Origin of the sequence: Paenibacillus sp. FSL R5-0887, from assembly GCF_038002305.1 — a bacterium.
GTDB lineage: Bacteria > Bacillota > Bacilli > Paenibacillales > Paenibacillaceae > Paenibacillus_AQ > Paenibacillus_AQ odorifer.
On record NZ_JBBOCE010000001.1, the window covers coordinates 1148544 to 1164202 of the forward strand.

13 protein-coding genes and 1 pseudogene are annotated in these 15659 nt (G+C 39.2%); 10 read left to right on the forward strand and 4 right to left on the reverse strand.

Annotated features, from left to right (window positions below; translation table 11 throughout):
• Positions 1-65 precede the first annotated feature (65 nt).
• The 4 genes from MKY14_RS05360 to MKY14_RS05375 all read left to right on the forward strand — a co-directional run bounded on the left by MKY14_RS05360 (position 66) and on the right by MKY14_RS05375 (position 5341).
• Positions 66-749 carry an ABC transporter ATP-binding protein gene (locus MKY14_RS05360; protein WP_076125806.1) on the forward strand — a complete coding sequence of 228 codons (684 nt, stop codon included), beginning with the start codon at positions 66-68 and terminating at the stop codon, positions 747-749.
• The gene (locus tag MKY14_RS05365) at positions 746-3349 is read left to right on the forward strand and encodes an ABC transporter permease (protein WP_076305503.1); all 2604 of its coding nucleotides are present in this window, start codon (positions 746-748) and stop codon (positions 3347-3349) included. The genes MKY14_RS05360 and MKY14_RS05365 overlap by 4 nt, the downstream gene beginning before the upstream one ends.
• 143 nt (positions 3350-3492) lie before the next feature.
• The gene (locus tag MKY14_RS05370; RefSeq protein ID WP_340975940.1) at positions 3493-4887 is read left to right on the forward strand and encodes a protoporphyrinogen oxidase; all 1395 of its coding nucleotides are present in this window, start codon (positions 3493-3495) and stop codon (positions 4885-4887) included.
• A gap of 187 nt (positions 4888-5074) precedes the next feature.
• A complete protein-coding gene (locus MKY14_RS05375) occupies positions 5075-5341 on the forward strand; it encodes a CD3324 family protein (protein ID WP_038570858.1) in 267 nt (88 codons plus the stop codon).
• A 192-nt stretch (positions 5342-5533) separates the two neighbouring features.
• On the opposite strand, the pseudogene MKY14_RS05380 reads toward MKY14_RS05375, so the two are convergent.
• Positions 5534-6173: pseudogene (locus MKY14_RS05380) on the reverse strand (DUF2935 domain-containing protein).
• A 325-nt stretch (positions 6174-6498) separates the two neighbouring features.
• On the opposite strand from MKY14_RS05380, the gene MKY14_RS05385 reads away from it, so the two are divergent.
• Entirely contained in the window at positions 6499-7050 is a 552-nt protein-coding gene (locus MKY14_RS05385; protein WP_076125801.1) for a GNAT family N-acetyltransferase, read from the forward strand.
• 190 nt (positions 7051-7240) lie between these two features.
• On the opposite strand, the gene sleB is transcribed toward MKY14_RS05385, so the two are convergent.
• Positions 7241-7882, reverse strand: a complete 642-nt coding sequence (gene sleB / locus MKY14_RS05390; RefSeq protein WP_445669862.1) for a spore cortex-lytic enzyme — start codon at positions 7880-7882, stop codon at positions 7241-7243.
• A 175-nt stretch (positions 7883-8057) separates the two neighbouring features.
• Between sleB and MKY14_RS05395 the strand changes: the two genes are divergently transcribed.
• Entirely contained in the window at positions 8058-8609 is a 552-nt protein-coding gene (locus tag MKY14_RS05395) for a YdhK family protein (protein ID WP_340975941.1), read from the forward strand.
• Positions 8610-8700: 91 nt separating this feature from the next.
• On the opposite strand, the gene MKY14_RS05400 is transcribed toward MKY14_RS05395, so the two are convergent.
• Positions 8701-10335 (reverse strand): MDR family MFS transporter, encoded by a 1635-nt coding sequence (locus tag MKY14_RS05400; protein ID WP_076276465.1) that lies wholly within the window; start codon positions 10333-10335, stop codon positions 8701-8703.
• Between the two features lie 29 nt (positions 10336-10364).
• Positions 10365-10793: a MarR family winged helix-turn-helix transcriptional regulator gene (locus MKY14_RS05405; RefSeq protein ID WP_036678010.1), complete on the reverse strand. Its 429-nt coding sequence runs from the start codon at positions 10791-10793 to the stop codon at positions 10365-10367.
• A gap of 268 nt (positions 10794-11061) precedes the next feature.
• On the opposite strand from MKY14_RS05405, the gene MKY14_RS05410 reads away from it, so the two are divergent.
• The 4 genes from MKY14_RS05410 to MKY14_RS05425 all read left to right on the forward strand — a co-directional run bounded on the left by MKY14_RS05410 (position 11062) and on the right by MKY14_RS05425 (position 15566).
• Entirely contained in the window at positions 11062-12123 is a 1062-nt protein-coding gene (locus tag MKY14_RS05410; protein ID WP_340975942.1) for a MoxR family ATPase, read from the forward strand.
• 2 nt (positions 12124-12125) lie between these two features.
• Positions 12126-13925: a vWA domain-containing protein gene (locus MKY14_RS05415; protein ID WP_340975943.1), complete on the forward strand. Its 1800-nt coding sequence runs from the start codon at positions 12126-12128 to the stop codon at positions 13923-13925.
• A gap of 36 nt (positions 13926-13961) precedes the next feature.
• On the forward strand, positions 13962-14423 hold the full coding sequence (locus MKY14_RS05420; protein WP_076125878.1) for an NUDIX hydrolase: 462 nt from the start codon (positions 13962-13964) through the stop codon (positions 14421-14423).
• Positions 14424-14495: 72 nt separating this feature from the next.
• Positions 14496-15566: a stalk domain-containing protein gene (locus MKY14_RS05425; protein ID WP_340975944.1), complete on the forward strand. Its 1071-nt coding sequence runs from the start codon at positions 14496-14498 to the stop codon at positions 15564-15566.
• The last annotated feature ends 93 nt before the right edge of the window (positions 15567-15659 follow it).

A 15659-nucleotide genomic window follows, 5' to 3' on the forward strand; every position in this document is an offset into this window, starting at 1 on the left:
TAAGAGTCACTGAAGAGTCATTGTAGACAGATATACTGATCTCATCAACAAATGGGGGTCTAACAATGGATATTTTAAAGATTGAACATCTGTCTAAAACATATGGTAAAGGCGAGACCGCAGTAAAGGCTCTGGATGATGTATCTTTTTCAATTAAAAAAGGTGAATTCGTAGCGATTATTGGACCATCCGGCTCAGGAAAATCAACGATTCTGCATTTATTAGGTGGGGTGGATAGACCGACAAGCGGTAAAGTATTTGTAGATAACACGGATATTTATGATTTGAATGAAACACAGCTGGCGATCTTTAGACGCAGACAAATTGGTCTTATTTATCAGTTCTATAATCTCATACCGGTGCTGACGGTTGAAGAGAATATCACACTTCCGTTGCTGCTCGATCAGCATAAAGTGGATAAGAAGCAATTTGCAGATACCGTGAAGGCGTTAAATTTGGAAAATCGTTTAAACCATCTGCCGAATCAGCTATCAGGAGGACAGCAGCAGCGGGTATCCATAGGCAGAGCATTAATTAGTAACCCTGCAATTATGCTGGCAGATGAGCCAACTGGTAATCTAGACAGCAAGAATAGCAGTGAAATTATTGAATTATTAAAAATGTTTAATAAAACGTATAATCAAACACTTATTGTGATTACTCACGATGAACGTATTGCCTTGCAAGCAGATCGGGTCATTACTATTGAAGATGGAAGGATCGCTAAAGATGAGGTGATTCGTCCGTGAATATCGTAAACAAATTAACTATAAGACATTTGAAACAGAATAAGCGAAGAACATTGGTAACTATCATTGGAGTTATCATTTCAGTAGCTATGGTAACGGCTGTGGCGACGTTAGGTTTTTCTTTTATGGAATTAATGAAGAAGCAAAGTATCTCTACAAATGGAGAATGGCATGTCCAATATAGAAATGTTACTAAAGCTCAGCTCAAAGCGATAGAAACAGATGATGCGACAAAAGCCCTAGTGATCTCCAACGATCGTGGCTACGCCCCTTTAGAGGGTGGGAAGAATGAGAATAAACCCTATTGGTATATCAAGGAATATAATGCAGCTGGTTTTAAACAATTCCCGATTGAACTGCTGGAAGGTAGACTCCCGAAGACAAACCACGAAGTAGTCATTTCTGAGGAGATTGCAAAGAATGCAAAAGTCTCTTACAAGATTGGTGAAACTTTAACGCTTGATGTGGGTGAACGTGTCACTAGCGATGATGAAAATAGTGGCCAACCCCTATCTCAGAATGAACGATTACGGACTGAAGAGGATACCTTGCTTGAAAAGATTATTCATAAAAAATCAATGAACTATACGATTGTGGGAGTGATAAAACGTCCTACTTGGGAACCAACATGGTCTCCGGGTTATACTGCCATAAGTTATGTGGATGAAAGCATGATTGGAGCAGCTGAAAAAACCACAGCGACGGTTGTATTAAAAAAGGTGGACAGCTCCATATACAAGCATGCAGAGGAATTGGCAAAAGAAAATAAGATCGAGTCGATCTCTTATAATAATAGTCTGCTCCGCTATTATGGTGTGACGAATAACGATGGCTTACGTAACACACTTCTTTTATTGTCAGTAATTATTATGGTTGTGATTATCATTGGTTCCGTTTCTTTAATCTATAATGCTTTTGCAATCTCTGTCTCGGAGCGTGCACGTCATTTAGGGATGCTCTCCAGTGTAGGGGCTACAAAGTGGCAAAAGCAGAATTCAGTGTTTTTTGAAGGAATGATTATCGGTTTAATTAGTATTCCAATTGGGATCATTTGCGGTATAGCAGGCATCGGGATCACTTTTATGTTTATCAATTCGATGATTAAAGATGTATTAGGGATAACTGAGAGATTAATGTTGATTGTTACACCTCTGTCTCTACTAACCGCTTGTTTAGTTTCAATACTGACAATTTTTATATCCACCTATCTTCCAGCCAGAAAGGCTTCAAAGATCTCGGCAATTGATGCGATCAGACAAACAACCGATGTTAAGCTCTCAGGTAAAGCGGTGAAAACATCCAAGTTCGTGCGCAGATTGTTTGGTATTGAAGCAGAAATTGGTTTGAAGAATTTAAAGAGAAATAAACGCAGGTACCAAGCAACCGTGTTCTCACTTGTCATTAGTATTGTTTTATTTTTATCTGTATCAGCGTTCACTTCTAATATGAGAAGATCGGTAGAACTCTCACAGGATGGTTTGAACTATGATATCCAAGTATATATGGGGACTGAGGACGCTCAAAAAGTGGACCGGTTGACGAACTCGATATCCAAATTACCTAATATAACGGAATATAATGTGACTAAGGAACTCAGTGTGAGTTCATGGATTGATGAGAAAAATATGGCAAAAGAATTGCAAGAGATTGTGCAGGCGGATAAGAGTGTTCTAAAGAACGGGAAATATCCTTACTATATTCAGATCTATGCACTAAATGAACAGAGTTTGAAAACCTATGCAGAAACGGTCGGTATAAATTATGAACAACTAACGAAGCTTGATCAGATGACTGCTATTGTGAATGATACGGTTACCTTTGAGGATGAGAAAGCTAAAAAAATTGTTGAGACCAAAGCTTTTCACTCTGAAGTCGGCCAAAAGCTTGAGCTTATTTATACGGATTGGGATACCAAAAAAGAGACGAATTTATCACCAGTAAAAATTGTCGCTCTAACTGATAAACGTCCAATGGGAGTACATTCAGCAATGGTTGGTGGAATAAACATCATCGTCTCTGAACAAGTCTTCGATAAACTAACAAATGATGCGATGAGCAAAGATATTCAAAGCCGGCTTAACTTGAACAGCACAAACCCATTAGCGACACAACAAGCCATAGAGGAAATGAAAGAGCGGAATATCTATGTTCAAAATGTGTATCAAAATAGACAAAATAGTGAGCAGATGATCATGTTAATGTCTATTTTCACCTATGGTTTTATTGCTTTGATTACTTTAATATCAATTGCGAATATTTTTAATACGATATCAACTAGCATATCTCTTCGTAAAAGAGAGTTTGCGATGCTGAAGTCTGTGGGCATGACGCCAAATGGTTTTAATAAAATGATTAATTACGAAAGTGTTTTTTATGGAATAAAGTCACTACTATATGGGCTTCCGATTAGTATAGTTATTATGTACTTGATCTATAGATCAATGATGAGCAGCTTCTCTTATGGATTCACACTTCCGTGGATGAGTATCTTGTGTGTCATATTGGCAGTGTTTATCATCGTTAGCGCAGCTATGTTATATTCAAGCTCAAAAGTGAAAAAAGAGAACATTATCGATGCATTGAAACAGGAAAATATATAACTATTAGCCCATCATTGCCGCGTTTAACGCGGCTTTTTTGTGTCATATCTGACACGTTGGTATGTAAATTCTTATAAATTCCTATGATATAATGTACACAATTGAATTGAACAGATTATAACCACGAGGTAGGTGTCAACGAATTGAGAACAGTTGTCGTGATTGGCGGGGGAATTACTGGATTGTCTACCGCTTACTATTTACAGAAATCTATAGAGCATAACAAGCTAGATGTAAAAATCATTTTGGTTGAAGCCAGCGATAGACTGGGCGGCAAAATCAGAACACTAAAACAAGAAGACTTCATTATGGAGTCTGGGGCAGATTCTATTGTCACTCGCAAAACGAATGTTGCACCTCTGATTGAAGAGTTGGGTATTCAAAATGAGGTTGTATATAACGCGACAGGAATATCCTTTATTTATACAGAAGGTAAACTGAAGCAAATTCCTAAAGATGCAGTCTTTGGCATTCCGCTCAGTATGGAGTCGCTTGCTACAACAGAACTGATCTCAGCTGAAGGAAAGGTTGAAGCACTCAAAGATTTCTACACTCCCAATAATAAGTTTGCGAAAAACGATTCCGTGGGTGATTTTCTAGAAGCTTTTTTTGGAAAAGAACTTGTCGAGAAGCAAATTTCACCGGTTCTTTCAGGTGTATATTCCGGGAAGCTAAGCGAACTTACAATTGCCTCAACGCTGCCTTATTTGATTGATTATAAGAATGAATATGGCAGTATTATTCAAGGCTTATCCGCAAATAAAGCCAAATTTCAAGGGAATGGTGATAAGAAGTTCATGTCATTCAAGGGAGGTGTATCTGCCTTGATCGACTCTATGGAAGAACATCTTTCTAATTCGGAGATCATCAAAGGGATTCGTGCCGAAAGAATTGAGAAGCGTGGAGAGCAGTACCAGGTAACTTTGGCAGATGGACGAATCATAGACTCCGATGTTGTCGTACTTGGAACGATGCATTCTACTGCACAAGCGCTACTTCAAGACGAAAAACTAAATGAAGATTTCAATCAGTTATATAATAGTTCTATGATTAGTGTATATTTAGGATTTGATATCCCCGACAGTCAGCTGCCTGCGAATGGCACAGGGTTCATCACTGCCAACAGCGATGATGTTCTATGTAATGCGTGTACGTGGACAAGTCGCAAGTGGGAGCATACGTCAGGACAACAGCGTCTGCTTGTCAGACTCTTTTATAAAAGCTCAAACCCTCATTATGATTCGTTGATCAAGCTATCTGAAGAGGAACTATTGAAGGTGGCTTTGAAAGATATACAGACCAGTCTCGGGATAACAGGACAGCCAGCTACCTACGATGTGACCAAATGGCATGATGTAATGCCAAACTACCATAAACTTCATCATCAAATTGTAGTATCCTTAGAGAAGAAGATGACAGACAGGTATCCTAATGTTATCCTTGCTGGATGCTCCTATTATGGTGTAGGCATTCCAGATTGTATTGCGAATGGAGAAAAAACAGCAGAGCGTATTCTGAAACAAGTAATTACACATTAAAAAGGAGGGTGTACAATCGTGAGAAGATTAGCGATCAGCTCTATGCAAAGTCTAGACTTATAAACAACGGCGGTTGTTTGTATAGAGCGAAAAATTGATTTTACCGCTAGTGCAGTGTGCATGGGTTGTTTAAAGAATAGACTTTGCTACCTTCAAACTCATAAAAAGTTTAAGGAGCAGAGCGATTATGAAATATGTAAATGCAGATACGATTTTCCCAAAAGAATTATTAGAGGAAATTCAGAAATATATCAACGGGGGTATGGTTTATATCCCTAAGCCTGAAGAATCACATGTAAAATGGGGCGAAAAGTCAGGGAGCAGAAAATACTTAAGATCTAGAAACATCGAAATCTGTCTAAGGTTTGCTGTGGGTGCAACGGTTGACCAGCTTTCAGATGAATATTGCCTATCTAGGGATAGTATTAAGAAAATTGTTTATTCAAAAAAATAGCTTATCATCCAAAAAAACCACGTTAGAGGAAACTCTGACGTGGTTTTTGGAATTTAATTATAATTCATCCATCTTTTTATTTGCGGCATTAATAGCTGTACTAGAAACCTTTGTTTTGTTTAGTGCTTCTTTCATCATTGTCATTGCTTCTAATTGCAACATTAATCGCTTTTAAATAGATTTCATGTAATGCTATACGATTTGTTTATTCATATTCAAAGAGGCTTCAAATGCATCAATTATATACAGGAATCGTTCTGCTTCCCGGAATACATGATCCGCAAGCAATGGATGGATGATGCTCTTTATTCGGCATTCCTCAATAAGATCACGTGCCGTTTTCTTAAAGTCACGGAGAGATTTAACTGAGACTTTATTCTCGTCAAGTTGCTGACTGAGCAGGGGTTTGGTTTTCATTAATAATTGCGTCTGATAAAAGATCTAACCTACCCTGATTCAGTTCTTCCAGTCGATTTCGAAAATAGTTGGCTTCCCTACTGACATGATCCACTAATAAGGGGAAGTTCGTTCCGCCTGGAAGCTTACATTGTAGAATTAGACCTAGTATTTTTCTTTTAAACGCCCAGATATGTGAAGCTGCACTATGAACTTCCTCATTAAACTTCCGTATTACAGCTGGATCAGAATCCACAGTAAATCCGAGTGATCTATTCTCTATGGCTTCGAATGTGACATAGAATTGGTTTGCTTCATTAATTAGTTGCGTGTCTTCACAACGAAACCCTAATTTAAGAAAAAAAGAGTGTTCTTTCATGATTCGTGACCAGAATCTTATTTCATCTAGAGATCTCGAAACAAAAGGATCCGGCATATCTGAGCGCACCTCCCATTTTTATACAATTGTAATATGCGTGAGGTTTGTACTGTATCCGCAAAAGTTAAGACGAGTATATAGAAGTACAGTAGGTACGGTTAACTTAATTATCAAATATAAATGGTGACATTATATAAAAATTAATTCTAATCGAATATGGCATATAACTAGAGCGAGGTCGTAATTATACTAAAAAAGAAGTGACATTAGACAAGAACTTGTGGAGGTATGATGGAGATTAAGCTTGTTCCAGTAACCATAATATTTTAGTGATCTCCATAAATATATTCAGGAATTCGACAGAAGGTAGGGAGGGAACGACATGAATATCACAATCACCTTAACTGACAGTGCCTCGAAGTTTATTATTAACAACCTTTACCCACTATACTTACACGATCTATCAGAAATATGGGGGACGATTCCTAATCGATACGGGGTATTCGAGGAGGACGAGACACAGTCACTGCAGGAACAGAATAAAGTCTTCGACATTTGGTGGGAGAAAGCTGGCATTTTGTATCCTTATTTAATAAAAGAAAATGATATTCCAATAGGGTTTGCATTAGTTGCTACACCACCATATACTCCGTCTGCTTGTGAATTCTATTTGAATGAATTTTTTATTCTACGGCCTTTCCGTGGTAAGGGGCTCGCTGAATATGCGGCTAAGGAAGTCTTTAAGCTTCATTTGGGTAACTGGGAGCTACAAACGAATCCCACGGATACAAATAGGAGAGCACAGCATTTTTGGAGGAAAACTTTAAAAGAATACACTGGGGATAGTTATTTAGAGGAATGCGGGAAGTCATATGATGATGAATTAAAGATGATTTTTACATTCAATAACCAATCAGAATTATCGAATCCATAAAAGGGGATTTCGAAGTTATGTTTAAGAATTCATTCCTAAAAGCAAAAGCTTATAAGTACAATTCACTGCAATATTTGGTGGCTTTAGTGCTTGAAATGGATGCTAACACAACCGAATAGGTTTAATAATAAAAGCCGATCTAACTATCGTAGTTAGATCGGCTTTTGTTGATCTTAGCTATTTGATGTAATTAACTCGCAAATATATGCTTACCAATTTTTAAGTTTTGCGGACGTGACCAAATCCATGCACTAGTTGCTGTATCGGGATTGAAATAATAGATTGAATGGTTTGTGGGGTCCCAACCTCGAACAGCATCAAGAGCAGCTAAATAAGCTGTCTGATTTGGTGTAAGCCAATACTGGCCGTCAGATACGGCTGTGAAAGCTCCTTTTTGGAATACAACTTCTTTAATATTGTCAGGAAATTGACTAGATTGTATACGATTCATGACTACTGCACCCACTGCAACTTGTCCAACATAAGGCTCACCGCGAGACTCACTGTAGATAACTTTAGCCAAAATATCCATTTCATTAATATTAAGTGTGTGTTTTTTTAAAATATTCCAAGTTTTTGTCCCCGAAATTCCATCAGCGCTTATGCCATAGGCCTTTTGAAATTTAGCAACCGCTGCTTTCGTTTGTGATCCGTATACCCCATCTAAGGGCTCAATATAGAAATCAAGGGTTTTTAATCTATATTGTAGATCCCATACATCTCCTGAAGAACTTCCTATGGTTAATAGCGGAGCTGCATTAGCAGAACCGATCATAGTAGCCATGCTCACCAGACCCAAAAGAAGCAACAAAGTGAATATTTTAGTCTTCATTATAGTAGCCTCCTTTCAGAAAACATTATAAATATAGTTTAATCATTGAGACAACACTCATTTAATGGAAAATAAATTACTGTTTTACAAACTGTAAATCCTTAGTTCCGTTTGTGATTTTCTGAAATGGGTAAAATAATACTTATAGGCAGATAAAATTTCGGAGGTCTTTTATATGAAAAAGCAATTATTTCTACTAGTCGTCGCAGCTGCTTTCAGCTTAAGTGCTTGTAGTAATGACAATAGCTATGGCAATCAGATGTCTTCTAACGATACACAAATGGAACATAACTCACATTCAAGTTCAGGTGAAGTTCCAAAAGATCTGAGGGTAGCGGAGAATCCTACTTACAAAGTAGGAAGTGAAGCTGTGATCCAAACTGACCATATGGAAGGGATGAAGGGAGCCATTGCGACAATTGTGGGAGCTTATGAGACGACAGCATATAATGTTTCCTATAGACCTACTACAGGAGGTCAACCGGTCACAAATCATAAGTGGATTATTCATGAAGAAATAAAAGAAGCAGATGATATATCCTATCAACCAGGCTCAGAGGTTATTATGGAAGCTGATCATATGAAGGATATGAAGGGTGCAACGGCTCAGATTAACTCAGCAGAAAAAACCATTGTCTATATGATTAATTACAAACCTACTACGGGTGGAGATGAAGTGAAAAATCATAAGTGGGTAACAGAAGATGAGCTTTCACCTGTAAAATAATAGATCAACACAAAAACTGCAACTTACTCAGTTACGCATGAGTACGTTGCAGTTTTTGTTGTTTTATAGTCAGCTTCAAAATAATTTGCGGTTAGGCTTTATCCACTGCAAGTTTTGAAGATTTCATGTTTGACAGGTCCTGTTCAGCTTCTTCAGGAACTGGCATTTGGTTAGAAGTACGAAGTGGAAGCTCCTTCAGGAAGAAGACAAGCACGAAAGCTACAACAAGCACAATGGTTCCGGTTAAGAACACGGATGACAATGTCTGTCCTAAAGCATCACGGATACCCTCAATCATTTGTAAGAAGACAGGCTGTACATCGGCTGGCAGACTAGCTTGAGTCTGTTCAAGCAATGGTTTGTTCATTAATGCCTGTGGATTAGCGAAGGAGAGCATTTGCTCAGCAAGTTTTGGATCTATCTGTGTGAAATCCGGTGCTGATGACGATTGCAGAGCTTCCTTCAAGTTTTTAGTAAGACTATTGGACATAACGGTACCCATGACTGCGATACCGATCGTACCGCCTAAATTACGGAATAATTGTGAGGAGGCCGTTACTACACCTAGTTCTGTGTGTGAAACCGCATTTTGAGTAGCTAGTGAGAATACTGGCATCCCCAATCCTAACCCAAGACCAAACACAATCATACTTAGGACAGCCATCGGTACATTATTCATAAATACCATAATTGTCATACCGGCAATCATAATGGGTATTCCAATTAATGCGTAACGTTTATACTTCCCTTTTTTCGCCATCTTTTGACCGGTAAGGGCACTGGCTACAACCATAACGATCGACATTGGCATAGTAACATACCCTGCATATGTCGCGGAGATCCCCAGAACACCTTGTACGAAGAAGGAAAGATAGATCATAGCTCCCATCATACCGAAGTTCATAATAAAACCAATAATATTAGATATGGTAACTACACTATTCTTAAATAGATGAAGCGGGAGTATTGGATTTTTAGCTTTGGATTCGACAAAAATAAAGAGAAGTGCCGAAACGACTGTTCCCGCCAACAGGCCGAGAATTTGCGAAGAACCCCAATCATATTCTGTACCTGCCCAGGTGAAGGCAAGCAGTAGAGGAACGATGGTAGTTGTCATTAACAAGGAACCTAAATAGTCGATGCTGGTTGACTCTCCGCGTTTGCCTTTAGGAAATAAGGTAAGAATCATCACGAAGGCCACTACACCAAGCGGTAGGAAGATCCAGAACAGCCAATGCCAATCCATATTGTCGATCAAAAAGCCTCCAAGCGTTGGTCCAAGCACACTGGAGAAACCGAATACGGCCATCATCAACCCCATCCATTTACCACGTTCACGCGGAGGGAATAAGTCACCTACGGCAGTAAATGCGGTGGATTGAATAATACCTGCACCTACCCCTTGTATCCCACGATAAATGATAAATTGATAAACATCGGAAGATGTTCCTGTCAGAAAAGCCCCAACCATAAATAATAGAATACCTGCTAATAGAAAGGGTTTACGTCCGAACATATCAGATAACTTACCGACAAGAACGGTTGCTATTGTTGATGTTAATAAATAAATGTTAATAGTCCAAGTATAGTAATCCATGCCATCAAGAATTGCGATTATACGCGGCATAGCAGTACTTGTAATTGTCTGATTAATCGCTGCGAACAGCATTGCAGCCATAATAGCTATCATAATACTAAGTTTTCGTTTGCTGGATAAATGTTCCATTCGATTGTTTCCCCGCCACTTTTTAAATTTTATCTCTTGTCTAAATCAGAAATTATAACTGCGAAAATTCTTCTTAAATGCTCAATATCTTCATCGGGCAGTATCTTAAAGTAAGATTCCATAAGTTCTTGATGGCGTTCCTGCACCTCTTTAATCGTTGCTTCTCCTTTCTGCGTAATGGTGATGTGTACCACTCTTCGATCATCCTTGGCGCGTTCCTTATTTACGTAATCTTCAGCGATTAATTGGTCTGTTACGCCTGTAATTGCTGCTGAGGTAATACCAAGAGCTGCAGCAATCTGTGATACGTTTTGTGGACCGTTCTTAGATAAAGTCCTGAGGGTTTTGAACTGTGTAATATTTAGGGGGTAGTCTTGTTTGTTCCAATCTTGAGAGATTCCTTTTAAAAAGGATTTGAACATAGTAGATATCTGAAGAAAATCTTCATTATTAGCCAAATCACGCCTCCTAAAGTTATGAAATAGGGCGGAATAAGTAATTCCATTAAATTTTAGATAACAACTAAATGATTAACTACTTAATTATTAAAGCGTGAAACAATATATCATCCTTTTTTATATCTCGTCAAGAAAAGGTTTGTTTTTTCGAATGAAATAGAGTGGGTTGATAATATTGTTGTTGAAGTTCGTTCCTGAGCTAATGAATTATTTGTTATACTGTGTATAGTTATCGTTATTATCAATACATTAAAAAAGGAGCATTTATTTGAATCTAGCAACGCCAGTAACACCTATTCAACTTATGCAAGTACTTCTAAACGTTTCTGTGATTCGCCCTGTTTTTATCTGGGGGGCGCCTGGTATTGGGAAATCTTCGCTAGTAGAAGCTTTTGCTGATCAGGTGGGTCTTCCTTGTGTGTCTCTATTAGGTTCTCAATTAGCACCTGAAGACATCATTGGAGTCCCGCAAATCGTTAACGGTAAGAGCCAATTCTGTCCTCCAAAAATGATTGCTCGGGATGAACCTTATTGTTTGTTCCTGGACGAGCTTAATGCCTGTTCTCAAGAAGTGCAAAAAGCTTTTTATAGTCTCATCCACGAACGCCGCATAGGCGATTATCACCTACCTGAGGGCTCTATAGTAATAGGAGCTGGTAACCGTGCACAAGATAGTGCAATTGTTAAACCTATGTCCTCCGCGCTTATCAATCGGATGTTCCATATACAGTTAAATGTATCGTTTCAAAATTGGATCTCTTGGGCATATGAGCATAACATTCATCCTATGGTTATTGAATATCTGGAATTGCGTCCCGATCATTTGTGGAGTGCACCTCCAAAGACTGAAGAGCCTTTCTCCACGCCACGCTCTTGGCATATGCTTAGTGATGCACTACATGAGTTTGGCGATGATATAAATACGGATACCGTGGGGATTTTAGCGAATGGTTCACTGACACCTGCTCACGCCACACAATTCAGGGCTTTTTATAAAAATCTAACTGGAAAATATGAACTTAATCAAATTATAGATGGTAAATCCTCATTTCCAACGGCTCCAGAAGATCGGGATCTCCTGTATTTCCTGGCGCAATCCTTGCGTGCCCAGATTATCAAAGAACTCCCTCCGATTAAAGATAACGTACGAGATGGACATCGCCAATTTGCACACACTGTTAAAAAGCTGATTAAAGACCTGTCCGTCATTAGCTTTGAAATTGCACAGCTAGTAGTTGCTAAGCAGGAGCAAAGTGATAATATTCCAGATTGGTTAATGGTTGAAATTGTACGTGATTTACCACGTCTTGCAATAAAAGAGCGGGGGTAAATATGGCTAAAAAAACAACTCCAGATAATCCCGCTTTGAAAAATTTTAATGAAGCATGTTCGTTAATCGCGGATCATCCTATTTTTGCGCCGTTATCTGTTCGAGCTTCGATTATTCATAATGAAAATAGTCCCTATCCTGAAGACGGCTGGGCAATTGTCACTAATAACGGTTACATTTACACTCATCCTAAACGGCGTGGCGAGGTTGCTGAATGGATGTACGTTTTGGCACATTGTTATCTTCATTTAGGTCTTGGACATTTAAAGATTAAAGAGAATCAAGTGGCGTGGAACGTTGCATGTGATGTGTACATAGCAAAGTTTTTAAATGACTTGAAGCTTGGGAAAGTACCCGCAGATATGGAGTCGCGAATTGATCTTACAATTAAAGATGAACAACAGCTTTACGAGCAGTTTATGATAAAAGGAATTCCGGACACCTCCAGATATTTTGGGACTGCGGGTGTTTCAAAACTGGATATGAATGTTAGAGAAACCACCAAAAGATACTGGGGAAAAGCACCGGATTGGGAAGCCTATTTTGCTTATGGGTTATCTAATGCTGTGACGAATGCAGTAAGTGTTGCTGGAGGCCATGCTAATACTATTAGTGACCCTACACTTTCATTAACCGCTCCACAACGTGCAAAACGATGGTTTATGGACAGATATCCTTTATTAGGTGCGCTTGCCGCCGGCTTTGAGATTATAGAAGATCCAGCGATATGTCGGCGATTTGATATTTCCATAGCTGCCATTGACGTTATTGAGCGCAAAATATTTATGAACCCTGCAGCCGGACTAAACGATGAGGAGTGTATTTTCGTGATGGCGCATGAGCTTCTGCACGCGGGGCTTCAGCATCACGAGCGATGTCTTGGCCGGGATCATTATCTTTGGAATGTGGCTTGTGACTACGTAATAAATCTATGGCTAGTAGAAATGAGTGTAGGGGAGTATCCGCGAATTGGACTCTTATTAGATCCTGAGCTTAAAGGTTTATCTGCTGAAACGATTTATGATCGTATGGTCGGAGATATCCGCACTTATAAGAAACTGGCAACCTTGAGAGGGAATGGACTTGGTGACATTTTAGATAACGGTTCATCAAGTTTTTGGGATGCGAGAGAAGGACAGACACTAGATGATTTCTGTAAAAATGCTATGCAACAAGGACTTATGTATCATGAAGAGCATAGTCGCGGTCTTTTGCCATCAGGCCTAGTTGAAGAGATTAGAGCGCTGGGCCAGCCACCTATTAAATGGGATGTAGAGCTTGCTCGTTGGTTTGATCATTATTTCTCACCGCTTGAGAAGACCAGATCTTATTCACGAATTAGCAGACGTCAATCTTCTACGCCTGATATCCCTCGACCACAGTGGGTTCATAGCGGTGCTGCAGATGATGGCCGCACTTTTGGAGTTATTTTAGATACCTCAGGCTCAATGGATAAAAAGCTTCTGGCCAAAGCATTAGGGGCCATTTCAAGTTATGCGCAGGCTCGTGATGTTCCTTTTGCACGGATTTTCTTTTGTGATGCTTGTCCTTATGATGCAGGTTACATGCCCCCGGAGGCTATCGCGGATCGGGTACAAGTGAAGGGAAGAGGGGGAACGATCTTACAACCAGCTATTGATTTGATTCAACAAGCTGAGGATTTTCCGAAAAAAGGACCACTTCTAATTATTACAGATGGTTATTGTGACAAGCTGACCATTAAAAGAGACCATGCTTATATCTTGCCCAAGGGAAATGACTTGCCTTTCTCACCCAAAGGACCTGTATTCAGAATTAATTAGGGCTTAGAATAAATTTAGAGCGAGGTAACAATGGATATGAATCCCCCCAAACATATTCTTTCAGCAGCTACTGTTGTATTCAATGATCAAGAAGAAATCTTATTAATAAAAGGTCCACGTAGAGGATGGGAGATGCCAGGCGGACAGGTTGAAGAGGAGGAGTCCCTTATAGAAGCAGCAATCAGGGAAGCCAAAGAAGAATCGGGCATTGATATAGAGATTAATAAGTTCTGCGGAGTTTTTCAAAATGTTGATCGATCTATTTGTACTAACCTATTTCTAGGGAAAGCCATCGGCGGCGAACCTGCTACTAGTTCCGAGAGCTTAGAAGTTGGGTTTTTCTCGATAGAACAAGCATTGGAAATGGTCACATGGAAAAACCTCAGACTGCGGCTGGAGTATTGTCTAAATGATGAGGTGCAGCCTTTTTACGTAGAGTTACGGGGTACAGAAGTTGAGGAAATTATATTTAAATTAGAAAACCAGCAAACTTTTTAGAGGTCCTCCTGCGTCCTAGCTAATGAGTGTCATCGGAAGGCACTTATAAATAGAGATGGAGGATGACGAGATATGAACAAAAGAACAAAAAATCTATTTAAAATGAGTGCAGTTGGATGTGTAGCCATTATGGGAGTGAGTGCAGTTTCTTTACCGGTTCATGCTATGGTTTCCACACAAGTAACAGCTAATGTTTCTGCGGCTTTACCGTCGAAAGCACCAGTCCTTGCTGGCATAAAAGTGCAAGAAAAAGTACTTAACACAACAAGTAAATACCTGATTGCAGATTTAAAAGTACCACAGCTAACAGGAATGCTGGATACTCATTATCAAGATGAACTGAACGATATTATCCTCTCTCATGCTGAAAAGGATCTGGCACAGTGGGAGAAAGACGCCGCAGAAATGGGCAAAAAAGCACAGGCTGATCAAATGGAATTTCATCCTTATACTCTTTATATTACTTATGATCTGAAATCAGATGGAACAGGTTCTCCAGCAGGCGTTATCTCCTTGACTGTTACTACTGAAGGTTCTGAAGGTGGAACAAGCATGCCGCGGATCGATACTTATAATGTGAAAAATATAGCTGAGGCAGAACCTGTTGCGCTAACGGATCTACTGGGCGCTAACTACAAAGAGAAGCTCGATGCAGACATTCTGGCAGCGATTAAAAAGGATTCAGATAAATATTTCTTAGAAGAGTACACAGGAACTTCAACTGAGCAGTCGTTCTATATCGATAAAGGTAACTTAGTAATCGTATTCCCTAAATACAGCATTGCGCCAGGTTATGTAGGTTCACCAGAGTTTCGGTTCAGCTTAAATCATAGTTCAACGGATACAACTAAGCTTGATTTGAAAAAAGTAGCTACTTTCACGAATAAGAAAGGCGTGCTCATGGTATCGCTTCGTGATGTGGCCAGTCAACTAAACTATGAATTGAAATGGAATCAGTCTACCAAAACCGCTGAGTTGATGAAAGGAGCACAGTGGACAAGTGTTACGCTTAACAAAGATTCATACTTCTTCGCAAAAATGACTCCTAAAGCTTTAGGTGCCGCACCTGTTCTGCAAGATAACAAAACCTATGTACCTGTTCAATTCGTATCAGAAATTCTTCAGGTTGAAGTTCAGAAATAACCATTTAGAAGTTTGTGAAAGTAGTTTGATTTATTAAAAACATCCCGCAGGGTAATTCTTGCGCGGGTGTTTTTTTTACTTTTGATAACAGAT